The sequence below is a fragment of the Paraburkholderia sp. Clong3 genome, assembly GCF_050436485.1.
Lineage (GTDB): Bacteria > Pseudomonadota > Gammaproteobacteria > Burkholderiales > Burkholderiaceae > Paraburkholderia > Paraburkholderia tuberum.
In genome coordinates this window covers 2,678,338-2,703,036 of the sequence record NZ_JBNDMH010000002.1, presented here as the reverse complement: position 1 = coordinate 2,703,036, position 24,699 = coordinate 2,678,338, and the positions used below count along the sequence as shown (strand labels likewise).

Here is a 24,699-nt window from a genome sequence, read left to right as displayed (position 1 = left end):
TTTGCGCGACGTGTATAAAGCGAAGCTTCGCCGGGTACGAGGGCACCTCATTGCGATAATCCGTGCTGCGCTGCACACACCGCTGACACACTTCAAAAAGGCGCGGAATTTATAATGCCTAGTACAGTCTGAGAGCATTGCAGCGGTTTGCCGCGGCATTACACAACTAGAGGAGGTGCGCGTGTCATTCACGCTGCATGGAATTCCCGTGTCACGCGGTATCGCCATCGGGCGGGCCTATCTGATCGCCCCGGCAGCACTCGACGTAGACCACTATCTGATCGAACCGCCCCAGATCGAAGGGGAGGTCGGGCGTTTTCGCGCGGCTCAGCAGCGCGTGCATGAAGAACTCAACGTATTGCGCGCCGATCTTGCCGCGGATGCCCCGAGCGAAATGGGCGCGTTCATCGACGTTCACACGATGATCCTGAACGACGTCATGCTCGTTCAGGAAACCATCGACCTGATCCGCACGCGCCGCTACAACGTGGAATGGGCGCTGACCGAACAGCTCGAAAGACTGTCGCGCCATTTCGACACTATCGAAGACGAATACCTGCGCGAGCGCAAGGCCGATATCGAGCAGGTCGTCGAGCGCGTGCTGAAGGCGCTCGCGGGCGCGCCGGGCATCGTCGGCAACGTGCATGGCGCGTGCGACGAGATGATCGTGGTCGCGCACGACATCGCGCCGGCCGACATGATGCAGTTCAAGACGCAGACGTTCCAGGGCTTCGTCACCGATCTGGGCGGGCGCACGTCGCATACCGCGATCGTCGCGCGCAGCCTCGGCATTCCGGCCGCGGTCGGCGTGCAGCATGCGAGCGCGCTGATCCGCCAGGACGATCTGATCATCGTCGATGGCGACCACGGCATCGTGATCGTCGATCCCGCGCCGATCGTGCTCGAGGAATACTCGTACCGGCAAAGCGAGAAGGAGCTCGAGCAGCGCAAGCTGCAACGGCTCAAGTTCTCGCCGACGCAAACGCTGTGCGGCACGCGCATCGAACTGTGCGCGAACATCGAGTTGCCGGACGACGCGCGCGCGGCGGTCGAATCGGGCGCGACCGGCGTGGGTCTGTTCCGCACCGAGTTTCTGTTCATGAATCACAAGCACCGGATGCCCGAAGAGGAGGCGCAGTTCAGCGCGTATCGTCGCGCGGTCGAACTGATGAACGGCTTGCCGGTCACGATCCGCACGATCGACGTCGGCGCCGACAAGCCGCTCGATTCGATGGGCGGCGACGGCTACGAGACCGCCGCGAATCCGGCGCTCGGTTTGCGCGCGATTCGCTGGAGCCTGTCCGAGCCGCAGATGTTCCTCACGCAGTTGCGCGCGATCCTGCGCGCGTCGGCGTTCGGCAGGGTGAAGATCCTGATCCCGATGCTCGCGCACGCGCAGGAAATCGACCAGACGCTCGATCTGATCCGCGAAGCGAAGCGTCAACTCGACGACGCGGGTATCGCTTACGATCCGAACGTGCAGGTGGGCGCGATGATCGAGATCCCGGCCGCCGCGATCGCGTTGCCGCTGTTTCTGAAGCGGCTCGATTTCCTGTCGATCGGCACCAACGATCTGATTCAGTACACGCTCGCGATCGATCGCGCGGACAACGCGGTCGCGCATCTGTACGACCCGCTGCATCCGGCCGTGCTGCATCTGATCGCGTTCACGCTGCGCGAGGCGAAGCGCGCGGGCGTGCCCGTGTCGGTGTGCGGTGAGATGGCGGGCGATCCGGCGTTGACGCGTCTGCTGCTCGGCATGGGTCTGACCGAGTTTTCGATGCATCCGAGCCAACTGCTCGAGGTCAAGCAGGAGGTGCTGCGCTCGCATCTGAAGACGCTCGAAAAGCCCGTTGCCGACGTGCTGGCTTCGTTCGAGCCGGAGGAGGTGCAGGCGGCGCTCAAGCGGGTCGCGTTGGTTTGAATCTGACGCGCATCGTCTTGCCTCGTTGAACGAAAAAACGCCGCACATGTGCGGCGTTCTGCTATTTCGGCGTCAAGCGAACGGGCAGTGCAGAACCGCCTCAAGACCCGTGCGCGTGGCCGCACACCGGACAATCCGGCTGACGTCCGATGCGCATCGTGTTCCATTCCATCCGCAGCGAATCGAGCATCGTCAGGCGGCCCACGAGCGGCGTGCCGATTGCGCCGATCACCTTCAGCGCTTCGGCAGCCTGCATCGAACCGATGATGCCGACCGTCGGCGCGAACACGCCCATCGTCGAGCATGCGACTTCTTCGAACGGCTGGTCTTCGGGAAACACGCACGCGTAGCACGGCGACGCTTCATCGCGGAAATCGAAAGTGCTGATCTGGCCGTCGAAGCGCAGCGCCGCTCCCGACACGAGCGGCACGCGATGCTTGACGCACGCGCGGTTGATCGCGTGACGCGTCGCGAAGTTGTCGGTGCAATCGAGCACGACACTCGCGTGCGGCACCTCGCGGTCGAGCCACGCATCGTCGACGCGCTCGGCCACCGCGTTGACGACGACCTCGGGATTGATCCGCGCGAGCATGTCGCGCCCGGACTCGACCTTCCTACGTCCAACCGACGCGCTCACGTGCAGGATCTGTCGTTGTAGATTAGTCAGGTCGACGGTATCGGCATCGACGAGCGTCAGACGGCCGACGCCCGCCGCCGCGAGATACAGCGCGGCTGGCGAACCGAGCCCGCCCGCGCCGACGATGATCGCGTGGGCGTCGATAAAACGCTGCTGCGCCTCGATGCCGATTTCATCGACGAGGATGTGGCGGGAGTAGCGAAGGAGTTGATCGTCATTCATGGCGGGGCGCGTGGGGTGTGTCGCTATGTCGCTGTGTCGCGCAAGGAGAGACAGGCCGAGGGGCCGCGGCGCGCATTCGTGGCTGTTATTTTAATCGCGCGGGGAGGGTGGCGGTTGCGGCCTGCCGTGATGCGCCACCGGTTAGGCGGCGGCTTTTGCTGAAACTGTTGCCGCGTGTCTTCGCAGACTATCGTGCTGCGAAGACACGCGCGGGGTTCGCTGCCTGTTGGTCAGCTTACTTGCCAGCGGGAACCGGTGCCGAAGCCGGCGCCGGTCCCGATGCGCCCGGCACCGGTTGCGTCGGCTTCACCGCGACCGGCGCGGAGGCCGACGTGTCCGGCTTGTTCTGCGCGAGACGGCGTTCCATCAACGACTTCGATTCCTGAACCGGCTTGCCTTCGAGTTTGTCGACTGCCTGTTGCAGCATGAAGTCGTCAGCCGAACCGAACTCGACCGGCTTGCGTTCGCGCTCCTTCTGGCGCTGTTCCGGCGTCTTCTTGTCGTTCTGCTCTTCGAGCTGACGCAGTTGCTCCATGCGCTCCTGCTCGCGCTGCTCCGCTTCCTTCTTCTCGTTCGGGTCCTGCGTGTTCGCGAGGTGATTCGAGTAGTCGACTTCGCGGGTCACGAGCGCGTCGTCCGGATCGCCGTCCGCGTACTGATCGACCGGAATGTCGGGGCGGATGCCCTTGTTCTGGATCGAACGGCCGCTCGGCGTGTAGTAATACGCGGTGGTGAGGCGCAGTGCGGTGTCGGCCGTCAGGGGGCGCACGGTTTGCACCGAACCCTTGCCGAACGTGGTCTTGCCGAGAATCAGCGCGCGGTGCTGATCCTGCAGCGCGCCCGCGACGATTTCCGACGCCGACGCCGAGTACGCGTTGGTCAGCACGATCATGGGCACGGTCTTGAAGATGGCCGGGACGTCCTTGAGCGGATCGCTGTCGAACGATTGCAGACGGTAGTTATCGTAGGTGTCGCGATAGATCTGCTTCGAATCCGGAATCTGGCCGTTGGTCGACACCACCACCGAATTCGGCGGCAGGAACGCGCCCGCGACGCCGACCGCGCTTTGCAGCAGACCGCCGCCGTTGTTGCGCAGGTCGAGGATGAGGCCCTTCAGGTTCGGCTCCTGGCGCGCGAGATCCTGCAGCTTGGCCGCGAGGTCAGGCGTGGTGCGTTCCTGGAAGCTCGTGATGCGCACGTACGCGAAGCCCGGCGCGATGATCTTGCCCTTCACCGACTGCACCTTGATGATCGCGCGCGTGACGGTGAGCGGGAACGTGCGGTCGTCGGTCTTGCGGAAGATGGTCAGCGTGACCTTGGTGCCCGGGTCGCCGCGCATCTGCTTGACCGCCTGGTCGAGCGTCATGCCGCGCACGGGCTTGTCGTTGATGCGCGTGATCAGGTCGCCCGGACGGATGCCGGCGCGGAACGCGGGCGTGTCTTCGATTGGCGAAATCACCTTGATCAGGCCGTCTTCCGACGAAATTTCGATGCCGAGGCCCGCGAAGCGGCCCTTGGTCTGCTCCTGCAGCTCTTCGTAGTCGGTCTTGTCGAGGTACGACGAGTGCGGGTCGAGGCTGGACACCATGCCCTTTATCGCGGCGGTGAGCAGCTTCTTGTCGTCGACCGGTTCGACGTATTCGTGCTTGATCTGCCCGAACACTTCGGCGAAAAGCCTGAGCTGGTCTAGCGGCAGCGGGGCGACCGCAGCGCTAGCGGGTTGCTGGGCCGAGGCGGAGTATTGCAGGGTGGCAAAGACACCGGTAGCAAGGCCCGCGGCAATCAGGCCGATATTTTTCAGGTTCTTTCGCATAGAGTCTGTTGCGGTCGGAAGCGCTTGGCAGCGTCGATAAAGATTGGACGGACAAGTATAACTGCACACCCGCCTGCTCAGGGCGCGGTGCAGGCAATCGTGCTTCGACAGTACGGGAAGGTCCTGGTTCTTGCGACCCGAGCCGCGGATGGCGAGCCGTACGACATGGCACTCGGCGGGTCGGAACTGAGAGTTGCCGCGCAAGGCCAGCGGATGCGCTCGCCGCTACGGTGAACCCTGCAGCGGACCTTTGAATCTGACCGCCGGGCGCAATACAGAATTTCTTGTCGGCCCGGTTGTCTGCGTGCGGCCCCGCGCGTTTTCGTGGCGTGGGCCGCGCCCGGAAATGCCGGATCAGCCCGCCTTGCCCTGGCTCGCGACCGCGGCTTGCGCCTTGGCGATCGCGTCCTGGTCGCCGAGATAGTAGTGCTTGATCGGCTTCAGGTTGTCGTCGAGTTCATAGACGAGCGGCACGCCGTTCGGGATGTTGAGGCCGACGATGTCGCTGTCCGAGATGTTGTCGAGATACTTGACCAGCGCGCGGATCGAGTTGCCGTGCGCGGCGATCAGGATGCTGCGCCCCGACTTGATGGCCGGCGCAATCGACTCGTTCCACAGCGGCAACACGCGCGCGACCGTGTCTTTCAGGCACTCGGTCAGCGGCAGTTGCTCGCGCGGCACCTTGGCGTAGCGCGGATCGGTGTACGGCGCGCGCTCGTCGGTGGGCTCGAGCGCGGGCGGCGGCGTGTCGTAGCTGCGGCGCCAGACCAGCACCTGCTCGTCGCCGAACTTCGCGGCGGTTTCGGCCTTGTTCAGACCCGACAGCGCGCCGTAGTGGCGTTCGTTCAGGCGCCACGAATGCACGACGGGCAGGTACATCAGATCCATCTGGTCCTGCACATGCCACAGCGTGCGGATCGCGCGCTTGAGCACCGACGTGTAGGCGATGTCGAACGTATAGCCCGATTCCTTGAGCAGTCCGCCCGCCTGCTGCGCCTCGAGGTTGCCCTGCTTGGTGAGGTCGACGTCGACCCAGCCGGTGAAGCGGTTTTCCTTGTTCCAAGTCGATTCGCCGTGGCGGATGAGAACGAGTTTGTACATGAGAGTTGCCGGTCGGTAGTGAGGAAGCGGTCTCGCGCTGCGCGGCGCCTCGGGCGGCGCATCGCCATCGCGTCGAACGGTTATTTTATAATGCTCGGGTTGACCTTTTCGATTTCTCTCTTTCCGGCGGATCTTCCGTGAAGTTTTTCACCGAATACACAAACCTTGTCCTGATCGCAATCGTCCTTATCTCTGGTGGGTTGCTGCTGTGGCCGACCATCAGTCGGCGTGGACGTGGCGGCCTGTCGGCCGCTGAAGCCACCCAACTGATCAACCGGCGCAACGCGGCGGTCATCGATCTGCGGCCGTCCGCCGATTACGCCAAGGGGCACCTGCCCTCGGCACGGCATTTCGAATTCGCAGAGTTGCAGGCGAAAGTCACGCAACTCGCGAAGAACAAGAGCAACCCGGTGCTGCTGGTGTGCCAGACCGGCCAGCAGTCGAACAAGGCCGCGCGTATCGTGCAGGAAGCGGGATACGCGGAAGTCCATGTTCTCGAGGGCGGCGTCGATGCCTGGCAGAAAGCCGGTATGCCGGTTGTGAAACAAGGAGCAGCCAAGTGAACAAAGTGATCATGTACAGCACCCAGGTGTGCCCGTATTGCCAGATGGCCGAACGTCTTTTAAAGTCGCGCGGCGTCGAGCACGTTGAGAAAGTACTGATCGACAAGGACCCGGGCCGTCGTGAGGAGATGATGACCCGGACCGGTCGTCGCACGGTGCCGCAGGTGTTCATCGGCGAGACGCATGTGGGCGGCTATGATGACCTTTCCGCGCTCGATCGCGCGGGCGGTCTGACGCCGCTGCTCGAAGCAGCCTGAGTTCGCGCGTTTCGCGCCGCGCGAGCGGGCGGACCACTCGATAAGCCGGCGCACGCGCTCCTCGTGGAGCCGGCGAGCCGGCGCAATAATCTGGCGGCCCATGCGTGCATCGGCCGCCGCCACGCACACCTATCAGGAATCACCATCATGTCCGACGAGAATAACCAGCCGTTCTTCAACATCCAGCGCATCTATCTGAAGGACATGTCGCTCGAGCAGCCGAATTCGCCGGGTATCTTCCTCGAGCAGGAAATGCCGTCGGTCGAAGTCGAAGTCGACGTGAAGGCCGAGCGCCTCGCCGAATCCGTGTTTGAAATTCTCGTGACGGGCACGGTCACGGCCAAGGTGTCGGACAAGGTCGCGTTCCTGATCGAAGCGAAACAGGCCGGCATTTTTGACATTCGCAACATTCCTGCCGAGCAGATCGATCCGCTCGTCGGCATTGCCTGCCCGACCATCCTGTTCCCGTACCTGCGCTCGAACATCGCCGATGCGATCACCCGCGCCGGCTTCCCGCCGATCCACCTCGCCGAGATCAACTTCCAGGCGCTGTACGAGCAGCGTCTCGCCCAGATGAGCGCGGCCCAGCAGGACGGCGCGGCGCAAAAAGGCGTCACGCACTAAGGCGCCGCGCGCAGTGCCGGCTATGAAAGTCGCCGTTCTCGGCGCTGGCGCCTGGGGCACCGCCCTCGCCGGCCATCTGGCCTTAAGGCACCACACGGTGTTGTGGGCGCGCGAGTCCGCGCTCATCGCCGAGCTTTCCACTTCGCATGAAAACGCCCGCTATCTGGCGGGCGTCGCGTTGCCGCCCGCGCTTCGCTTTGAAGCGGATCTCGGAGTGGCGCTCGATCACGCGCTCGACGACGATGCGCTGTGCGTGGTCGCGACGCCCGTGGCTGGCCTGCGCGGCCTGTTGCGCGTGATGCGCGATGCGGGCAAGGTGCCCGCGCATATCGTGTGGCTGTGCAAGGGGTTCGAAGCGGATTCGCAGTTGTTGCCGCATCAGGCGGTCGCGGCGGAATTGCCCGAGCATGCGAGCAACGGCGTGTTGTCCGGACCGAGCTTCGCGCGCGAAGTCGGGCAGGGGCTGCCGGTTGCGTTGACGATCGCGAGCCCGTCGGCGGCGTGCCGCGAACGCACGGTCGCGGCGTTCCATCACGGCGCGATGCGCATCTATACCGGCGACGACGTCGTTGGCGTCGAAGTGGGCGGCGCGGTGAAAAACGTGCTCGCCATCGCCACGGGCATCGCCGATGGCCTCGGCCTCGGCCTCAATGCACGCGCGGCGCTGATCACCCGCGGCCTCGCCGAAATGTCGCGCCTTGGCGTGACGCTCGGTGGGCGCGCGGAAACCTTTACCGGGTTGACCGGCCTCGGTGATCTGATTCTGACTGCCACCGGCGATCTGTCGCGCAACCGCACCGTGGGCCTGCAACTCGCCACGGGCCGCACGCTCGACGACATCCTCGGCGGTCTCGGTCACGTGGCCGAAGGCGTGCGCTGCGCGCGGGCGGTACTCTCGATCGCATGTGCTCATGCAATCGAAATGCCGATCACGCAGGCGGTCTGCGCGGTGCTGTTCGACGGCGTGGCGCCGCGCGATGCGGTTAGCGCGCTCCTGCGGCGCGATTCGAAGGCGGAATAAAGCCTTTTCTATCAGCCGTTTAGCGGAAATTCGCGTTGAACGGCTGCCTCGCCTGGTTGTCCACTTCGGGTTGTCCACTTCGGGTTGTCCACTTCGTGAGCGAGACTCGGGTCAGCGAGGTTCCCATGCCCACCTTCATTCTCAGGCTTGGCACGTGCACGCTCGAAGCGCGCGTGGTCGATATCACGACGCTCGCCGTCGATGCGATCGTCAATGCCGCGAATACTTCGCTGCTCGGCGGCGGCGGTGTGGATGGCGCGATTCATCGCGCGGCCGGCAAGGAGTTGCTGCGCGAATGCGAAACGCTCGGCGGCTGCGCGACCGGCGACGCCAAAATCACCGCCGGCTATCGTCTGCCCGCGAAGCATGTTATTCACGCGGTCGGTCCAGTGTGGCGTGGCGGCGCGCATGGCGAAGCCGACCTGCTCGCATCGTGCTATCAGCGCTCACTCGAAGTCGCGCGCGAAACTCAGTGCACGAGCATCGCGTTTCCAGCGATCAGCTGCGGTATCTACCGTTTCCCCGCCGACGATGCGGTCAGCATCGCGGTCGCGACCGTACTCGACACGTTGCCGCGCACACCACACATGAAGCACGTGACGTTCGCGTGCTTCGACGACGCGATGTTCGCACGCTACGAGGCCGAGCTCGAACGCCGTCAGGCGCCGCCTTCGAAGCCGGCCTGACGCCACGCTTCGAACACCACGATCGCCACCGTATTCGACAGATTCAGACTGCGATTGCCGGGACGCATCGGCAGACGCACGCGCTGTTCGTTCGCAAAGCGCTCGAGCACCGTGCCGGGCAGGCCGCGCGTTTCGGCGCCGAACACGAACCAGTCGCCCGGTTGAAACGCGTGGTCGTGAAAGCGCCCCGAGCCGCGCGTCGTGAATGCGAACATGCGCGACGCGTCGGGCGTTTCTTTCGCGATGAACGCGTCCCAATCGGCATGCACGTTCATTTCCGCGTACTCGTGATAGTCGAGGCCGGCGCGCCGCATCTTGGTATCGTCGAGAGGGAAGCCGAGCGGCTCGATCAGGTGCAGCCGGGCGCCGGTGTTCGCGCACAGGCGAATCACGTTGCCGGTGTTGGGCGGAATTTCGGGTTCTACGAGAACGACGTTGAACATAAGAAGACCACGTAAAAGCTAGTTTTTCGGAGTGCGCAGCGCGACGAAGTTCGTAACCCGCCGCGCGCCGGCGGCCTTCAGCGTATGCGCGAGCGCTTCGAGCGTCGCGCCGCTCGTCATGACATCGTCGACGATGCCGACGTGCAGGCCGCGCACTGGGCGCGCGACGCGAAACGCTCGGCCGACGTTCTGCCGGCGCGCATCGAGATCGAGGCGCGATTGCGGCGCGGTGTCGAGCGTTCGTTCGAGCAGCGTGGGGTCGCCGCGCACGCCGAGCGCCCGGGCGAGCGGCCGCGCGATCTGCCAGGCCTGGTTGTAACCGCGCTCGACCAGACGGCGACCGGCGAGCGGCACAGGCGCGATCACGTCGGGCCGCTCGGCCGCGTCGTGCCAATTGGCTTCAGCGAGCCGCGCGAGGCGTTGCGCGAAGTCTCGCGCGAGCATCAGCCGGGCGCGGAACTTCAGGCCGACCGCGAGCGTATCGAGCGGCGCGCGATAGTCGGCGAGCGCGAAGCTCGCGTCGAACGGCGGCGGCTCGGCCACGCAATCCGCGCAGCGATACCGCGCCTGAGCGACCCAGCGTGACGCCGGCAACGGCACCGCGCAAACGGTGCAGCGCAGCCGGCTCTCGTTCCAGTAGGCCGCGTCGCAACCGTCGCACAACGTCTTATGCGACAAATTGCCGCACAACGCGCACAGGTTCGGCAGCGCGGCGTTCAAGGCCCGCGGCCATGCCGAATGCAGTCCGCGCGCAAAACGCGCCACCTGATTTCGACACGACGAAGAAAATGACTGGAATCGCACGAGTGAGCGCCGGTGAAAGCCGTTCTCGCTGAATGGAGAGGAACGAACGAGTATACTTCGAGCTCACGCCAGCACGACACACATGTCCCCAACATCCGCTCAATCTGGCCGTCCGGCCTACGATTCACGGCGCCTCAGGCGTATTTTCGACCGTCGCGCTGCCACCTTCGACGAGGTTGCGTTCCTGCCGCGAGAGATTGCGCAGCGCATGCGCGAGCGTCTCGATTACATCAAGGTGGCGCCCTCGAGCGTGCTCGACGCCGGTTGCGGCGCGGGCGAAGACCTCCCCGCATTGCGCGAACGCTTTCCCGAGGCGCCGGTGTTCGGCGCTGATCTGTCGCACGGCATGCTCCGCCGCGCGCTGCGTCACGATGCCGGCGACACCAGTTGGCGGCGCTTTCTTCCCGCCTCGCTCGGCAAGGCGCTCGGCGCGCGTGGCCCGCGCTTCGCGCAGACCGATTTCTCCGCGCTGCCGTTCACGTCCGGCGCATTCGAATTCATCTGGTCCAACCTCGCGCTGCACTGGCACTCGCGGCCCGATCTGGTGTTTCCCGAATGGCAGCGCGTGCTGAAGGTCAACGGCCTGCTAATGTTCAGCACGCTCGGCCCCGATACGCTGAAGGAGTTGCGCGGTGCCTACGCCGAGATCGAGGCCGCCCACGGCGTCGCGTCTCGCAAGCATGTGATCGACTTCGTCGACATGCACGACCTCGGCGACATGCTCGTCGAGGCCGGCTTCGAAATTCCGGTGATGGACCAGGAGACGCTGACGATCACCTATAAGTCGCCCGAGTCGCTGCTCGCGGACGTGCGTCGCTGGGGCGCGTACCCGTTCGAGCGCGATGCGCATGACGGCGTGCTCGCGCGTCGGTTGCACAAAGCCCTGCTCGCCGCGCTCGAAGCGCGCCGGCGCGCCGACGGCACGATCGCGCTGACCTTCGAGGTGATCTACGGCCACGCATGGAAAGCCGTGCCGCGCACCACGGCGGAAGGACATGGCATCGTGCGGCTCGAGGACATCGGACGAGGTCCGGGCAAGCGTGGATAGCAGATTGCGGTGCTGTCATCAACTGCTTGCCGACGGTGCGGTTGACGTGTTGCAAAAGCGGTAAAGAGGACATCCGTTATGCCTGGGATTTGCCCTCCAAAAGAGCCGCAAAATGCCGGGCAAAATGGCGCGAAGGCTTGTCGCGCCTGGCTTGCGGGCCGATCGGGGTTTGCTTGTCGATGCTATGGATCGCGCCTATAATGCGTCAGTTTGTCACCCGAGGTTCCCACATTTGGGGTGGCAAGCCCGAGGCGCGGGGCTGCAAAATGAAGTGATGCGGTAGGGGTTGGCGCGCTCGCGAGTGATGCTGGAAACAGTGACTCGAACGGCGGCCGCGAGATGCATCCGGAAGTAAAAGAAGGCAGGCCGGACTCGACGATTCGCAGGAGGCAGCGATGGGCGCATCAGATCATCTGCTGGCGGATTCAGAACCGGTCCTTAGGGACTGGACCATGAAGCGCAACTGTTCGATATCGCCGCGGCAGTTCGTCTGTCTGTACGTGTCGCTTGCGTTGTTTTCGTTGGCAATTGCATTCATGCTGGTTCTGGTCGGCGCCTGGCTGGTGTTGCCGTTCACTGGAATCGAATTGCTGGCCGTAGGTATCGCGTTTGCAATATATGCGCGTCATGCTGTCGATTACGAGCGCATCCGGTTGTTTCCGAACCGGCTCGTGATCGAGCAGGTCAGTGCCGAGCAGATTACGCAGTTCGAATTCAATCCGCGCTGGGTGCGGATAGAGCCGGGCGCAACGCCGCGCGATCAGATCAAGCTGGTCTCGCGCGGGCAGACTCATGATCGGGCAACACCTCGCGCAGAATCGGCGCGCGCAGTTCGCAGGCGAACTACGTATGTGGCTGGCACGTTGTTAGATGGTGCCGGACGCGCGGCGTTCAAGGGGGCGCGACACGCTGCCAGCGGGGTCGAGGGGTTTGAATGGAAAATTTGGGTAAGGAAGCTATGAAAACAATCAAGCGAGCGCTCATGAGCGTGCTGGCGACGAGCGGACTGCTTTTCGCCGGTGCCGCCCTGGCAGTGGGCGATGCTCCGGGCGGCCCAGCCGTCAACGCGATCAATCTCCAGCCGCCTGCAACGAGAATCGCTGAGGAGCTGTTCAGCCTCCACATGTTCATGCTGGGACTTTGCACCGTGATCTTCATCGGTGTGTTCGGCGTGATGTTCTATTCGATCTTCGCGCACCGCAAATCGAAAGGCCACAACGCAGCCAATTTCCACGAAAGCACCACCGTCGAAATCATCTGGACGATCGTGCCGTTCATCATCGTCGTGCTGATGGCGCTGCCCGCCACCAAGGCCGTCGTCGCGATGAAGGACACCTCGAACGCCGACCTCACGATCAAGGTCACCGGCTACCAGTGGAAGTGGGGCTACGACTACGTGAAGGGTCCGGGCGAGGGCATCGGCTTCCTGTCCACGCTCGCCACGCCGCGCGCGCAAACCGATGGCCGCGAGCCGATCTCCACGCTGTATCTGCAGGAAGTCGACAACCCGCTCGTGGTGCCGGTCGACAAGAAAATCCGCATCATCACCACCGCGAACGACGTGGTCCACTCCTGGTACGTGCCGGCCTTCGGCGTGAAGCAGGACGCGATTCCCGGCTTCGTGCGCGACACGTGGTTCAAGGCCAACCGCACCGGCACGTTCCGCGGCTTCTGTACCGAACTGTGCGGCAAGGAACACGCGTTCATGCCGGTCGTCGTCGAGGTGCTGTCTGCCGACGACTACGCGAAGTGGGTCGACGAGCAGAAGAAGAAAATGGCCGCCGGCCAGGACGATCCGAACAAGACCTACACGATGGCCGAGCTGATGGAACGCGGCGGCAAGGTCTACGCGTCGAACTGCGCGGTCTGCCACCAGCCGACCGGCAAGGGCGCGGGCGCATTCCCGGCGCTCGACGGCAGCAAGATCGCCAACGGTCCGATCGGGCAGCACGTGAGTCTCGTGTTGAAGGGCAAGAACGCGATGCCTTCGTGGGCGCCGACGCTGAACGACGTCGAAATCGCCTCGGTGATCACGTACGAACGTAACTCGTGGGGCAACCACACGGGCGACATCCTGCAGCCGAAGCAGGTCGCCGACGCGCGCAACGGCAAGCTGCCGGAAGGCGGCGATCATCTGGCCAACGCCGGTGCTGCCGCGAGCGGCGCCGTTGCGGCATCGGGCGCGGAAGCAGCGTCGGGCGCAGAAGCGGCGTCCGCACCGGCCGCATCGGGCAACGAGGCTGGCGCGGCTGCTTCGAACAACGCAGAGGCCGCGCTGCCGGCGAGCATCTACTTCGAGACCGGCAAGAGCACGCTGCCGGCCGACGCGAAAGCGGCGGTCGACGCGGCCGCGGCCTACGCGAAGGCGCATCCGGACGCGAAATTCATGCTGTCGGGCTTCACCGACGCAACCGGCTCCGCCGACGTCAACGCGAAGCTCGCGAAGAGTCGTGCCGAAGCCGTTCGCGACGCGCTGAAAGCAGCCGGCATTGCCGACGATCATATTATTTTGAAGAAGCCGGAAACGATCACCGGCGGCACCGACGCGAAGGAAGCCCGGCGCGTTCAGATCAGCCCGGCAGCCTGACGTGTTCATGGTCAGCACCGCAGAATTCGCTTTAGGAGATTGTCATGTCTAGCATCGGACACGATGTAGTCGCGGGCCACGAGCACGTGCACGGCGACCATGCCCACGAAACGCCGCATGGCTGGCGCCGTTGGCTGTTCGCAACCAACCACAAGGACATCGGTACGCTGTACCTGATCTTCTCGTTCACCATGTTCCTGTCCGGGGGCGTGATGGCGCTGATGATCCGTGCCGAGCTGTTCGAGCCGGGTCTGCAGATCATGCGTCCCGAGTTCTTCAACCAGTTGACCACCATGCACGGGCTGATCATGGTGTTCGGCGCGATCATGCCGGCGTTCGTCGGCTTCGCGAACTGGATGGTGCCGCTGCAGATCGGCGCATCGGACATGGCTTTCGCGCGGATGAACAACTTCAGCTTCTGGCTGCTGCCGGTCGCGGCCGTCCTGCTGGTCGGCTCGTTCTTCGCGCCGGGCGGCGCGACCGCCGCGGGCTGGACGCTGTACGCACCGCTCTCCACGCAGATGGGCCCGGGCATGGACTTCGCGATTTTCGCGATCCACCTGATGGGTGCGTCGTCGATCATGGGCGGTATCAACATCGTCGTGACGATCCTGAACATGCGCGCACCCGGCCTCACGCTGATGAAGATGCCGATGTTCGTCTGGACCTGGCTGATCACCGCGTACCTGCTGATCGCCGTGATGCCAGTTCTGGCGGGCGCGATCACGATGGTGCTGTTCGACCGTCACTTCGGCACGTCGTTCTTCAATGCGGCAGGCGGCGGCGACCCGGTCATGTACCAGCACATCTTCTGGTTCTTCGGGCACCCCGAGGTGTACATCATGATCTTGCCGGCGTTCGGGATCGTCTCGCAGGTGATCCCGGCGTTCTCGCGCAAGCCGCTGTTCGGCTATAGCTCGATGGTGTACGCAACCGCGTCGATCGCGATCCTGTCGTTCATGGTCTGGGCGCACCACATGTTCGTGACCGGCATGCCGGTCACGGGCCAGCTGTTCTTCATGTACGCGACGATGCTGATCGCGGTGCCGACCGGCGTGAAGGTGTTCAACTGGGTCGCGACGATGTGGCGCGGTTCGCTGTCCTTCGAAACGCCGATGCTGTTCGCGGTCGGCTTCCTGATCGTGTTCACGTTCGGTGGCCTGTCGGGTCTGATGCTCGCCATGGCGCCGCTCGACATCCAGTATCACGGTACCTATTTCGTGGTCGCGCACTTCCACTACGTGCTGGTGGCGGGGTCGCTGTTCGCGCTGTTCGCCGGCTGGTACTACTGGTCGCCGAAGTGGACCGGCTGGATGTACAACGAAACGCGCGGCAAGATCCACTTCTGGGCGTCGATGTTCTTCTTCAACCTCGCGTTCCTGCCGATGCACTTCGTCGGTCTCGCTGGCATGCCACGTCGTTATGCCGACTACCCGGCGCAGTTCACCGACTGGAACCAGGTGATCTCGATCGGCGCGTTCGGCTTTGGTCTGTCACAGGTGTACTTCCTGTTCGCGGTGGCGCTGCCGGCCTACCGTGGCGGTGGCGAGCTCGTAGAAGCGGGCGACAAGCCGTGGGACGGCGCAACGGGCCTCGAGTGGACCGTGCCGAGCCCGGCTCCGTTCCACACGTTCGAGCATCCGCCGACCGTCGAGTAAGCCCATCCCGGCGAGGTGCCGGGTTCCGGCGGCGCGATATGCCGCCACCGGACTCGGACGCTTCGCGCGGCGGCCTCGCCAGTCAAGAACCGTACTCAGAAAGTCGAGCATGACGCGCAATCCACAGGAAAGACGTACGCCGGAGCAGATTCGCGCGGGCAACAGGCGGATAGGGTTGGTGATGTTCGCGATCGCCGCGGTGTTTTTCGCGAGCGCGATTCTGAAGCAGTGCTGGTTCAGCTAACGCCGCCTTCGCAGTCTGTTTGCAGGTTTGTTGAGAATTCAGATGTCGACGCAACCGCCGGCCGAGGCCGATCGCTCTTTCAACCGTTCGATGCTGATCAAGCTGTTCGTCGTCGCGTTGATGATGTTCGGTTTCGGTTTCGCGCTGGTGCCGATGTATCGCGCGATCTGCCAGATCACCGGCGTGAACAACCTCGTGCAGCGCGACGTTTCAGCGCGCGAGGCGAAGAATACGCAGGTCGACATGAGCCGCACGATTTCGATCGAATTCGATGCGAACGCGCGGGGCCTGTTGGGTTTCAAGCCGGAGCAGCGCAGTCTCGACGTGCATCCGGGCGAAGTAACGACGGTCATGTACGACGTCAGCAACGAGCAGTCGCGCACGATCCGTGCGCAGGCCATTCCGAGCTACGCGCCGAAGCAGGCGACCGAGTACTTCAGGAAGATCGAGTGTTTCTGCTTCACGCAGCAGACGTTGAACGCGAACGAGACGAAGCGGATGCCGGTGGTGTTCGTCGTCGACCCGAAGTTGCCGAAGGACGTGAAGACGATCACGCTGTCGTACACGTTTTTCGAGTTGAACACGCCGGCGGCGGCTAGCGCGGATGATGCGGCGCCGAAGGCGAATGCAGTGAACAATGCAGTGACCAGCGCGGCAGCCACTCCCGCGAAGCCGGCCTGAAGCAGATTTGACGGCGCGAGCCGCGGACGAACGAAGGAAAACGAAGCGACATGAACGATAACGGCGGCAGTCCGCGCAAGAGCAGTTTCGGTCAATCGATGCGCGCGGTGTTCTGGTCGTTTTTCGGCGTGCGCAAGCGCCGCGATCTCGAGGCGGACGCGACGCAACTGAACCCGCTGCATGTGATCGTGGCGGCGCTGATCGGCGCGGCGGTTCTGATCGGGGTGCTGATTCTGGTCGTGCGCCTCGTGGTCGGTTGAGGCAGTAGCAGGGCGCAGCAGCAGAGAAGAGCCCACGAATTCGAGAGAAGCGGTGCGGTATCGACGCGCCGCCGAAGATACAGCCGGAGATTCCGGAACAACTGGACTGAAGTGGAGAATCAAGAATGAGCGGTCAAAACGAGAGCCCGTACTATTTCGTACCGCATCCGTCGCGGCATCCGATCAGCGCCGCTACGGGGTTGCTGGTCATGCTCGGATCGCTTGCGGCCTGGATCAACGACCATACCTGGGCGCCGCTTGGCGTGCTCATCGGTCTGCTGTGGCTGCTCTTTACGCTGTGGCATTGGTTCGGCGATGCGATCGCCGAGTCGGAAGGCGGCATGTACGGCAAGAACGTCGACCGGTCGTACCGCTGGAGCATGAGCTGGTTCATATTCTCCGAAGTGATGTTCTTCGGCGCATTCTTCGGCGCGCTGTTCTATGCCCGCGAAATCGCGCTGCATCAACTCGGCAGCCTCGACTACAAACTGATCTGGCCGGATTTCACGGCGGTGTGGCCGAACAACGGCCCGGCCGAACTCGTGGGCACCTACAAGTCGATGCAGCCGTGGCCGGTGCCGACCATCAACACGGCGCTGCTGCTGTCGTCGGGTGCGACGCTGACGGTGTCGCACCACGCGCTGCGCGACAACCATCGCAAGAAGGCGATGGCGTGGCTCGCGGCGACAATCGTGCTGGGCGTGAGCTTCCTGTTCCTGCAGGGCTTCGAATACTTCCACGCGTACAACGAGCTGAACCTGACGCTGGCTTCGGGCATCTACGGTTCGACGTTCTTCCTGCTGACTGGCTTCCACGGCTTTCACGTGTTCCTCGGCGGCACGATGCTCTCCGTTGTGCTGGTGCGCCTGATTCGCGGCCACTTCACGCCGGAACATCACTTCGCGTTCGAAGGCGCGGCCTGGTACTGGCACTTCGTCGACGTCGTGTGGCTCGGGCTGTATGTCGTCGTGTACTGGCTGTAATGCGGCCAGATCCGTGCGCGCAATGCCGTTCAGGCGGCGCGCACGAGCAGTATGCAAGGCTGAATGCAGCGCCGCCCTCGACCTCTCAGGGCGGCGTTTTGTTTGGCGGCGAGGAAAATTTGCCGCTGAAGGGATGCGGCGGCGACCTATCCGCGAGCGTCAGCGCCCGTACGGAATCCCGGTCGACTGAATCCAGCCCATCCAGTGTGCGAACAGGATGAACAGGAACAGCGAGATCGACAGGCCCACCCGCGTGGCGAGTGACCAGACCATCCGCTTGGTCTTGCCTTTGTCGTGCATCATGAAATACAGCGCCGACACCATGCTGGCGATGATGAGAGCAAAGGCGATGGGAACGATAATGTGCATGGAACCAACTGAAACCGGAAAGCGCAGTGGCAAGACATTCATTATCGCACCGCGAGCGGGCGTCTGCCGCAGGTTCCCGGCGGCCCTGAGCGCGATGCCGGAGCGCTCGCAATGAAGTTTCGCCTGATTCCCGCGCTGCTGATCCTGCTGGTCGTCGTCGTGACGATGCGGCTCGGTTTCTGGCAGCGCGATCGCGCGCATCAGAAGGAAGCGCTCGAGGCGCGCATCACGCAGTTCGAGAACGCGCCCGCGTTGCCGGTCAGCGCGACGCCGCTCGCGCTGAAGGACATCGAGTTTCATCGCGTGAAAGCGCGCGGCAGTTTCGTCACGAACAAGGTCGTGTACCTCGATAATCGTCCGTATAACGATCAGCCGGGCTTTTACGTCGTGATGCCTTTTAAACTCGCCGACGGCGGTTACGTGCTCGTCAATCGCGGCTGGCTGCCGCGCAACCTGAGCAATCGCGAGACCATCGCGCCGTACACGACGCCGCCGGGCGAGGTCGAGATCGAAGGGATTGCGCGTGCCGACGCGTCGCGCGCGTTCGAGCTCGGCGAGGGTGGATCGGTCGCGCATCACCTGATCCGGCAGAATCTCGACGTCGGCTCGTACGCCGCGGAGACCGGGCTGCCGCTGCAATCGTTCGTGATCCAGCAGACCGGCGATGCCGGCGACGGCCTGGTGCGCGACTGGCCCGCACCGACCACCGGCGTCGAGCGCAACTACGGCTACATGCTGCAGTGGTGGGGCATGGCCGTCGCCGCGCTCGCCTTCGGTCTGTATGCGGCGCGCCGCGCGGGCAAAAAAGAGCACGCGCCGGGCGCGTGAGGAACGCAAGGCACGGCTCGCCGCCGTCCAAACATTGAAAGAGGTTCTGTAGTGTCGACTCAAACTCCCCGTTCGCCGGAAGCTGGCAAATCCAGCGGCAAACCCGCCGCGGCCAAAGCGATGCCCGGCCAACCGAACGGCCCGGGCTCGTGGCGGCGCGGCCGCTGGGTGCTGCTGCTGCTCGCGGTGATCTGCGCGGCGCCGATCGCGATCTCGTACTTCATGTACTTCGTCGTGAAGCCGACCGGCGGCAGCACGAACTACGGCGCGCTGATCGAGCCGCAACGGCCGATCCCGGACTCGCTCATGGTCACCGGCGCGGACGGCAAGCCGCTGAAGCTCGCCTCGCTGCATGGCCGCTGGCTCATGATCTCGGTGGACAACAGCGCGTGCGACCAAGCCTGCGTGACGAAGCTCTACTTCATGCGACAAATCCGCGCAGCTCAGGGCCCGGAACGCGAGCGCGTCATGGAAGTGTGGCTGCGCACCGATGCAGACAAGGTCGCGGACGTGATACAAACCGCCTACCCCAACACCGACATGCTGATCGCCGATCCGGCGCAGGTCGCCGCGTGGCTGCCCGCCGACACCGGCACGCGGATCACCGACCACATCTACCTGGTCGATCCGAACGGCAATCTGATGATGCGTTTTCCGAAAGACGCGAACCCGAGCAAGATCAAAGGCGACCTGACCAAGCTGCTCAAATGGTCGACCATCGGCTGACGCCGCAACCTGGGTAAATGAGATGTTCGTATTGCAACTGGGCCTGATCGGCTTGTGTATCGCGTTGCTGCCGTTGTCCTACGTGTGGGTCAAGGCCGACGACAACAAATTCCGCAAGCTGGTCTGGCTCACCACCTTCCTGACGCTCGATCTCGTGATGTTCGGCGGCTTCACGCGCCTCACCGATTCGGGCCTCGGCTGCCCGGATTGGCCCGGCTGCTACGGCACGTCGTCGCCGTTCATCGCGCACGCGGCGATCTCCGCGGCCTATCAGGCGATGCCGAGCGGCCCCGTCAGCATGACGAAGGCGTGGATCGAAATGATCCATCGCTACTTCGCGATGGCGATCGGCGTGCTGATCATCGCGCAGACGATCATTGCCTGGACGGCGCGTATCAAGCGTCGTCCGCTGCATGTGTCGCCGTGGTGGCCGACTTCGCTGCTGCTGCTGATCGTCGTGCAGGGCGTGTTCGGCGCGTGGACCGTGACCATGAGGCTGCAGCCGATCATCGTGACCACGCATCTGCTGCTCGGCCTGGCGCTGCTCGGCACGCTCGGCTGGCTCGCGGCGCGCCTGACGCCGCTGCCGGCCTACGAGCCCGAGGCCGCGCGCTGGCGCGTGGCCGCGCTCGCGGGTCTCGCGCTGCTGGTACTGCAAATCGCGCTCGGTGGCTGGGTCAGCACGAACTACGCGGTGCTCGCGTGCACCGACTTCCCGACCTGCAACGGCCAATGGATTCCGCCGATGGACTTCGCGCACGGCTTCCACCTGTGGCGCGCGCTCGGCATGACCGGCGACGGCGACGTGATCACGCAGGATGCGCTGGTCGCGATTCACTGGACGCATCGCACGTTCGCGTTCGCTGTGATCGCCTATCTGGTGTGGTTCGCGTTGAAGATGCGCCGCTTCGAGTCACTGCGGCGACCCGCCAACGGCGTGCTGCTGGTGGTGCTGATCCAGTTCGTCACCGGCTTGTCGAACATCGTGCTGCAATGGCCGTTACCGATTGCGGTCGCCCATAACGGCGGGGCCGCGATCCTGCTGCTGCTGCTCGTTATGTTAAACTTTCGAGTCGCTTATAGCCGTCCCGGCTGCGCCGCGCTCCCTGCGCGCGAAGCCGCGCCAGCGTGACTCACATGGACAGCACAACACTCTCCCGAACGCCCGGCAGCCGGGTCTCCCAATATCTCGCACTGACCAAGCCGCGTGTTACGCAGCTTGCGGTGTTCTGCGCGGTCATCGGCATGTTCCTGTCGACGCCGGGCATGGTGCCATGGACCGTACTGATCGGCGGCACGGTCGGCATCTGGCTGCTGGCCGGCGCCGCGTTCGCGATCAACTGCCTCGTCGAGCAGCAGATCGACGCCAAAATGCGCCGCACGTCGTGGCGTCCGTCCGCGCGCGGCGAAATCACCACCCCGCAGATCCTGCTGTTCTCGGCCGTGCTCGGCGGCCTCGGCATGTGGACGCTGTACACGTTCGCCAATGCGCTGACCATGTGGCTCACGCTCGCCACATTCGTCGGTTATGCGGTCATCTATACGCTGCTGCTGAAGCCAGTCACGCCGCAGAACATCGTGATCGGCGGCGCGTCGGGCGCGATGCCGCCCGCGCTCGGCTGGGCCGCGGTAACGGGCCACGTGCCCGGCGACGCGTGGATCCTCGTGCTGATCATCTTCGTGTGGACACCGCCGCATTTCTGGTCGCTCGCGCTGTATCGCCGCAAGGACTACGAAAACGCCGGCCTGCCGATGCTGCCGAACACGCACGGCGAAAAGTACACGCGCCTGCATATCCTTCTCTACACGGTCATCCTGTTCGCGGTCACGCTGATGCCGTTCATCTCCGGCATGAGCGGCGTCGTGTATCTCGCGTCGGCGGTGCTGCTCGGCGCCGTGTTTCTCGCTTATGCGTGGAAGATCTACCGCGAGTATTCGGACGAGCTCGCGCGCAAAACTTTCCGTTTTTCGATCGTCTATCTGTCGCTGCTGTTCGCCGCGCTGCTGATCGACCACTACTCGCGCGTCGTGATAGGCGCGTAACACCATGCTCAACAATCGCTTTGCGCGCATCGCGCGCGCCGCTGTGATGGCTTGCGCGCTCGGCGGCACATTGCTGATGACGGGTTGCGGCAAGCAGCCGCCGGCTTTTACGAATCTCGACATCACCGGCAATACGCAATTCGCCGGCGATTTCTCGTTGCCCGACACGTCCGGCAAGATCCGCACGCTTGCCGACTACAAAGGCAAGGTCGTCGTGCTGTTCTTCGGCTATACGCATTGCCCGGACGTCTGCCCGACGACGATGGCCGAGCTGTCACAGGCGTTGCAGCAACTCGGTCCGGAGGACGCGAAGCGCGTGCAGGTGCTGTTCGTCACCGTCGACCCCGAGCGCGATACGCCGCAGTTGCTCGCGCAATACGTGCCGGCGTTCAATCCGAGCTTCGTGGGCTTGCGTCCCGCCAGCGAAGAACAGCTCGCGAAGGTCGCGAAAGACTTCCGCGTGTACTACGCGAAGGTCCCGGGCAAGACACCCGACAGCTACACGATGGACCACACGGCCGCGAGCTATGTGTTCGACACGGACGGCAAGCTGCGTCTGTTCGCGCGCGATGGCCAAGGCGCGACACCATGGGTCCATGACATCAAGCTGCTGCTTGATTGATGCGCATCGCAGGCGGCTTTTTAAAGCGGCGCCGCTCACGCCTCCCCGCATCCCTCCCCTCTTCGCAACTCGCGCTCAGACCGGAATCGGCAAATTCAGCCCCGGCGCGAGACGCGTCGTCTTGAACTCCGTCACCTCGTAGCGCGCGAGCTGTTGCAGGGCGAACGGATCGCTCGCGAGAATGCGATCCAGCCTGTCGCGCTCGATACGAACCGCGAGGATGATGCCGCCGTCGCGCGGCACTTTCGGACCGGCCGCGACGAAGATGCCCGCGTCGAACTGCTCCGCGAGAAACGCGCGATGCGCGTCGAGCGCGTCGTCGATACGATCGAGCGGGGCGGTGTAGATCAGGTTGATCACGTACATGGTCGTTCTCAGGGGCGGGTGAGTGGGCCGTGCGCGGCTACGGCTCTGGATTATCGGTCAGCCGCGGGTTTTGCGTTGCGCTAGCCATTGCGCTTGCGCTCCGCATAACCATATGCGGTAAGGGTATTTCCCAACTTGCCGCCCATATGAAACAATTTTGGTCTTGGCCGACGGCGCGCCAGCACGAACCGGAGCGCCGCCCATTTCATCCGACTCCGACATCGATCGGAGTCATCGACTCAAACGTCGAACCGCAACAGCGAGAATCACATGCAGCGCAGAAATATCCTCAAAGCCCTCACCGCAGTCGTCGCCGGGGCGGCGATCCTGACCAGCTTCGGCGCGCACGCCGACGACAAGGTCATCAAGGTCGGCACGATCGGCGGCCCGGACGCGCAGATCTGGGAAGTCGTCACCAGGGTCGCGAAGCGCGAAGGCCTGAACGTGAAGGTCGTCGAGTTCAACGACTACATTCAGCCGAACGCCGCGCTCGACGCGGGCGACCTCGACGCCAACAGCTTCCAGCACCAGCCGTACCTCGATAGCCAGATCAAGCAGCGCGGCTACAAGCTCGTCAACGCGGGCCTCACGTACATCTCGCCGCTCGGCGCGTACTCGAAGAAGCTGAAGTCGTTGAAGGACCTGCCGCAGGGCGCGAAGGTCGCGGTGCCGAACGATCCGTCGAACGAAAATCGCGCACTGCTGTTGCTGCAGGCGCAAGGGCTGATCAAGCTGAAGGACGGCGCGGCCACGGGCGGCAACAACGCGACGCCGCTCGATGTCGTCGACAATCCGAAGAAGATCAGGTTCGTCGAGCTCGACGCCGCGCAACTGCCGCGTTCGCTCGCCGACGTCGACGCCGCCGTCATCAATACGAACTTCGCGCTGGCCGCTGGCCTGCAGCCGACCAAGGACGCGATCGCGCTCGAAGACATCCACAGCCCGTACGCGAACCTGATCGCCGTGCGCGCGAAGGACAAGGATCAGCCATGGGTGAAGAAGCTGGTCGCGGCGTATCAGTCGGAAGACGTGCGCCAGTCCATCAAGACGCAGTTCAAGGGTTCGATGGTGCCGTCGTTCTAAGCGACGCGTTCAGCGCGATCGCAAGCGCAGCAGCATGGCATCAGGAAAGGCACGCGCCGTACAGGCGCGTGCTTTTTTTATAGCTCCAGCTCCCATCTTTCGATCGTCAGATCCTGGCCGAAGCGGCGCTCTGCCGCGCTGCCGGCCAACTCGAACCCAGCGCGCTCGCAAAGCCGCCGTGGCTCCGCCAATGCGCTCGCGGTGGTCAGCGTGAGCTTCGTGTAGCCCGCGCGCCGCGCGAAGCGCACGCATTCGCTGAGCAACTGCGTGCCGATGCCGAGCTTCCGCACGTCCGGTTCGACCCACAGCAGGCGCACACCCGCGACCGTCGTCGAGACCCCGACGAGGCAAACCGAGCCGACCACCAGACCCTCCTGTTCGGCGATCCAGCACTTCTCGCGCAGCGGATCGTTGCGCTGCGCGTACTCGGCGACGACGCGCGCGAGCAAGCCCTCGAACGTGTGATCCCAGCCGTACTGCGCGGCGAACCACTGCGCCTGACGATGCACGACCCAGCCACATTCGCCGGCGCGCGGCTGACGCAGCACCACGAGCTCGTGCTTCGGCTTGTCGCTGAGCAGGCGCTCGATCAGCTTCATCGCGCCGATCAGCTGCTCCTGCGATAGCGCGCTGAGTCTGTCGAGCAGGCCGAGTGCTTCATGGATGGCGGCGGCGTCGAGCGGCGCGTAGATCGCGTGGCCGTGCTCGGTGAGCGCGATCAGCGACTGGCGTGCGTCGGTGTCGGACGGACGGCGGGTGATCAGCTTGCGTCGCTCGAAACTGGTCAGCAGGCGGCTCAGATAGCCGCTATCGAGCCCGAGCGCGCGCCCGAGCACCGACGCGGTCTGCGCGCGGGCGCGTGATAGCTCGTGCAGCACGCGCACTTCCGTCAGCGAGAACTCGCTTCGAGCCAGATGCTCGTGCAGGGCACCGATGCATTGGGTATAGAAGCGATTGAAATGGCGGACGGCCTGAGCGCGCCGCAGCGCCTCGGAATCTGTCAAGAGCGGCTCCCCGGGACTTTTTATGGTCGGTACAGCGCACTATATCGGCACGACCCTTATTTACAAAGCCACTCCACCGCCGCGAGACACCAACTGGTATTA

At 64.0% G+C, this 24,699-nt stretch carries 27 protein-coding genes and 1 pseudogene; 20 read left to right on the top strand and 8 right to left on the bottom strand.

Going from position 1 to position 24,699, the window contains the following annotated elements; all coding sequences use genetic code 11:
* Positions 1-181 precede the first annotated feature (181 nt).
* A complete protein-coding gene (gene ptsP, locus OKW30_RS16640; RefSeq protein ID WP_090805570.1) occupies positions 182-1,924 on the top strand; it encodes a phosphoenolpyruvate--protein phosphotransferase in 1,743 nt (580 codons plus the stop codon).
* 100 nt (positions 1,925-2,024) lie between these two features.
* Here ptsP and OKW30_RS16635 read toward each other — a convergent pair whose 3' ends face one another.
* The 3 genes from OKW30_RS16635 to gpmA all read right to left on the bottom strand — a co-directional run bounded on the left by OKW30_RS16635 (position 2,025) and on the right by gpmA (position 5,697).
* Positions 2,025-2,783, bottom strand: a complete 759-nt coding sequence (locus tag OKW30_RS16635) for a HesA/MoeB/ThiF family protein (protein ID WP_184054036.1) — start codon at positions 2,781-2,783, stop codon at positions 2,025-2,027.
* 235 nt (positions 2,784-3,018) lie between these two features.
* Positions 3,019-4,596, bottom strand: a complete 1,578-nt coding sequence (locus OKW30_RS16630; RefSeq protein WP_187628756.1) for a S41 family peptidase — start codon at positions 4,594-4,596, stop codon at positions 3,019-3,021.
* A 354-nt stretch (positions 4,597-4,950) separates the two neighbouring features.
* A complete protein-coding gene (gene gpmA, locus OKW30_RS16625) occupies positions 4,951-5,697 on the bottom strand; it encodes a 2,3-diphosphoglycerate-dependent phosphoglycerate mutase (RefSeq protein WP_429347127.1) in 747 nt (248 codons plus the stop codon).
* 137 nt (positions 5,698-5,834) lie between these two features.
* Here gpmA and OKW30_RS16620 point away from each other — a divergent pair, with 137 nt between their 5' ends.
* The 5 genes from OKW30_RS16620 to OKW30_RS16600 all read left to right on the top strand — a co-directional run bounded on the left by OKW30_RS16620 (position 5,835) and on the right by OKW30_RS16600 (position 8,848).
* The gene (locus OKW30_RS16620) at positions 5,835-6,260 is read left to right on the top strand and encodes a rhodanese-like domain-containing protein (protein ID WP_013088271.1); all 426 of its coding nucleotides are present in this window, start codon (positions 5,835-5,837) and stop codon (positions 6,258-6,260) included.
* Entirely contained in the window at positions 6,257-6,517 is a 261-nt protein-coding gene (grxC, locus tag OKW30_RS16615) for a glutaredoxin 3 (protein WP_090802871.1), read from the top strand. Before OKW30_RS16620 ends, grxC begins: the two co-directional genes overlap by 4 nt.
* A 147-nt stretch (positions 6,518-6,664) precedes the next feature.
* Complete coding sequence (secB, locus tag OKW30_RS16610) at positions 6,665-7,141, top strand: protein-export chaperone SecB (protein ID WP_018419299.1); 477 nt, start codon at positions 6,665-6,667, stop codon at positions 7,139-7,141.
* A 22-nt stretch (positions 7,142-7,163) separates the two neighbouring features.
* Complete coding sequence (locus tag OKW30_RS16605; RefSeq protein ID WP_429347126.1) at positions 7,164-8,162, top strand: NAD(P)H-dependent glycerol-3-phosphate dehydrogenase; 999 nt, start codon at positions 7,164-7,166, stop codon at positions 8,160-8,162.
* 125 nt (positions 8,163-8,287) lie between these two features.
* Entirely contained in the window at positions 8,288-8,848 is a 561-nt protein-coding gene (locus tag OKW30_RS16600) for an O-acetyl-ADP-ribose deacetylase (RefSeq protein WP_184066976.1), read from the top strand.
* On the opposite strand, the gene trmL is transcribed toward OKW30_RS16600, so the two are convergent.
* Entirely contained in the window at positions 8,821-9,291 is a 471-nt protein-coding gene (gene trmL, locus OKW30_RS16595) for a tRNA (uridine(34)/cytosine(34)/5-carboxymethylaminomethyluridine(34)-2'-O)-methyltransferase TrmL (RefSeq protein WP_090802877.1), read from the bottom strand. The two genes, OKW30_RS16600 and trmL, sit on opposite strands and share 28 nt — an antisense overlap.
* 18 nt (positions 9,292-9,309) lie before the next feature.
* Positions 9,310-10,056, bottom strand: a complete 747-nt coding sequence (locus OKW30_RS16590) for a phosphoribosyltransferase family protein (RefSeq protein ID WP_409340024.1) — start codon at positions 10,054-10,056, stop codon at positions 9,310-9,312.
* A gap of 121 nt (positions 10,057-10,177) precedes the next feature.
* Here OKW30_RS16590 and OKW30_RS16585 point away from each other — a divergent pair, with 121 nt between their 5' ends.
* The 8 genes and pseudogenes from OKW30_RS16585 (at position 10,178) to OKW30_RS16550 (ending at position 17,556) form a co-directional block, all read left to right on the top strand.
* Positions 10,178-11,143, top strand: a complete 966-nt coding sequence (locus OKW30_RS16585) for a methyltransferase domain-containing protein (RefSeq protein WP_184066982.1) — start codon at positions 10,178-10,180, stop codon at positions 11,141-11,143.
* 395 nt (positions 11,144-11,538) lie between these two features.
* A pseudogene (locus OKW30_RS16580) lies at positions 11,539-12,013 on the top strand (DUF2244 domain-containing protein).
* A 64-nt stretch (positions 12,014-12,077) separates the two neighbouring features.
* The gene (coxB, locus tag OKW30_RS16575; protein WP_429347125.1) at positions 12,078-13,730 is read left to right on the top strand and encodes a cytochrome c oxidase subunit II; all 1,653 of its coding nucleotides are present in this window, start codon (positions 12,078-12,080) and stop codon (positions 13,728-13,730) included.
* Between the two features lie 44 nt (positions 13,731-13,774).
* Positions 13,775-15,388, top strand: a complete 1,614-nt coding sequence (gene ctaD / locus OKW30_RS16570) for a cytochrome c oxidase subunit I (protein WP_184026602.1) — start codon at positions 13,775-13,777, stop codon at positions 15,386-15,388.
* Positions 15,389-15,497: 109 nt separating this feature from the next.
* Positions 15,498-15,632: a cytochrome oxidase small assembly protein gene (locus tag OKW30_RS16565; protein ID WP_018419308.1), complete on the top strand. Its 135-nt coding sequence runs from the start codon at positions 15,498-15,500 to the stop codon at positions 15,630-15,632.
* Between the two features lie 42 nt (positions 15,633-15,674).
* Positions 15,675-16,313 (top strand): cytochrome c oxidase assembly protein, encoded by a 639-nt coding sequence (locus OKW30_RS16560; RefSeq protein ID WP_429347124.1) that lies wholly within the window; start codon positions 15,675-15,677, stop codon positions 16,311-16,313.
* Positions 16,314-16,363: 50 nt separating this feature from the next.
* Complete coding sequence (locus OKW30_RS16555) at positions 16,364-16,573, top strand: DUF2970 domain-containing protein (RefSeq protein WP_018419310.1); 210 nt, start codon at positions 16,364-16,366, stop codon at positions 16,571-16,573.
* A gap of 125 nt (positions 16,574-16,698) precedes the next feature.
* Positions 16,699-17,556 (top strand): cytochrome c oxidase subunit 3, encoded by an 858-nt coding sequence (locus OKW30_RS16550; RefSeq protein ID WP_429347123.1) that lies wholly within the window; start codon positions 16,699-16,701, stop codon positions 17,554-17,556.
* A gap of 159 nt (positions 17,557-17,715) precedes the next feature.
* Here the strand turns inward: OKW30_RS16550 and OKW30_RS16545 are convergent, their stop codons facing one another.
* Entirely contained in the window at positions 17,716-17,925 is a 210-nt protein-coding gene (locus tag OKW30_RS16545) for a twin transmembrane helix small protein (protein WP_008921867.1), read from the bottom strand.
* A 111-nt stretch (positions 17,926-18,036) separates the two neighbouring features.
* Here OKW30_RS16545 and OKW30_RS16540 point away from each other — a divergent pair, with 111 nt between their 5' ends.
* Genes OKW30_RS16540 through OKW30_RS16520 form a run of 5 tightly spaced genes read left to right on the top strand, consistent with a single transcriptional unit; the run spans position 18,037 to position 22,144 of the window.
* Positions 18,037-18,753, top strand: coding sequence for an SURF1 family protein (locus tag OKW30_RS16540; RefSeq protein ID WP_429347122.1), 717 nt, complete (start codon positions 18,037-18,039; stop codon positions 18,751-18,753).
* Between the two features lie 51 nt (positions 18,754-18,804).
* The gene (locus OKW30_RS16535; RefSeq protein WP_184066991.1) at positions 18,805-19,479 is read left to right on the top strand and encodes an SCO family protein; all 675 of its coding nucleotides are present in this window, start codon (positions 18,805-18,807) and stop codon (positions 19,477-19,479) included.
* A gap of 22 nt (positions 19,480-19,501) precedes the next feature.
* Positions 19,502-20,611 carry a COX15/CtaA family protein gene (locus OKW30_RS16530; protein WP_187628747.1) on the top strand — a complete coding sequence of 370 codons (1,110 nt, stop codon included), beginning with the start codon at positions 19,502-19,504 and terminating at the stop codon, positions 20,609-20,611.
* 5 nt (positions 20,612-20,616) lie between these two features.
* The gene (cyoE, locus tag OKW30_RS16525; RefSeq protein WP_187628746.1) at positions 20,617-21,522 is read left to right on the top strand and encodes a heme o synthase; all 906 of its coding nucleotides are present in this window, start codon (positions 20,617-20,619) and stop codon (positions 21,520-21,522) included.
* A gap of 4 nt (positions 21,523-21,526) precedes the next feature.
* Complete coding sequence (locus OKW30_RS16520) at positions 21,527-22,144, top strand: SCO family protein (protein WP_184066999.1); 618 nt, start codon at positions 21,527-21,529, stop codon at positions 22,142-22,144.
* Positions 22,145-22,219: 75 nt separating this feature from the next.
* Here the strand turns inward: OKW30_RS16520 and OKW30_RS16515 are convergent, their stop codons facing one another.
* The gene (locus OKW30_RS16515; RefSeq protein WP_018419317.1) at positions 22,220-22,510 is read right to left on the bottom strand and encodes a YciI family protein; all 291 of its coding nucleotides are present in this window, start codon (positions 22,508-22,510) and stop codon (positions 22,220-22,222) included.
* 270 nt (positions 22,511-22,780) lie between these two features.
* Here OKW30_RS16515 and OKW30_RS16510 point away from each other — a divergent pair, with 270 nt between their 5' ends.
* Positions 22,781-23,593, top strand: a complete 813-nt coding sequence (locus tag OKW30_RS16510; protein WP_429347121.1) for a MetQ/NlpA family ABC transporter substrate-binding protein — start codon at positions 22,781-22,783, stop codon at positions 23,591-23,593.
* 77 nt (positions 23,594-23,670) lie between these two features.
* Here the strand turns inward: OKW30_RS16510 and OKW30_RS16505 are convergent, their stop codons facing one another.
* Positions 23,671-24,597, bottom strand: a complete 927-nt coding sequence (locus OKW30_RS16505; protein ID WP_429347120.1) for a bifunctional helix-turn-helix transcriptional regulator/GNAT family N-acetyltransferase — start codon at positions 24,595-24,597, stop codon at positions 23,671-23,673.
* Positions 24,598-24,699: the final 102 nt, after the last annotated feature.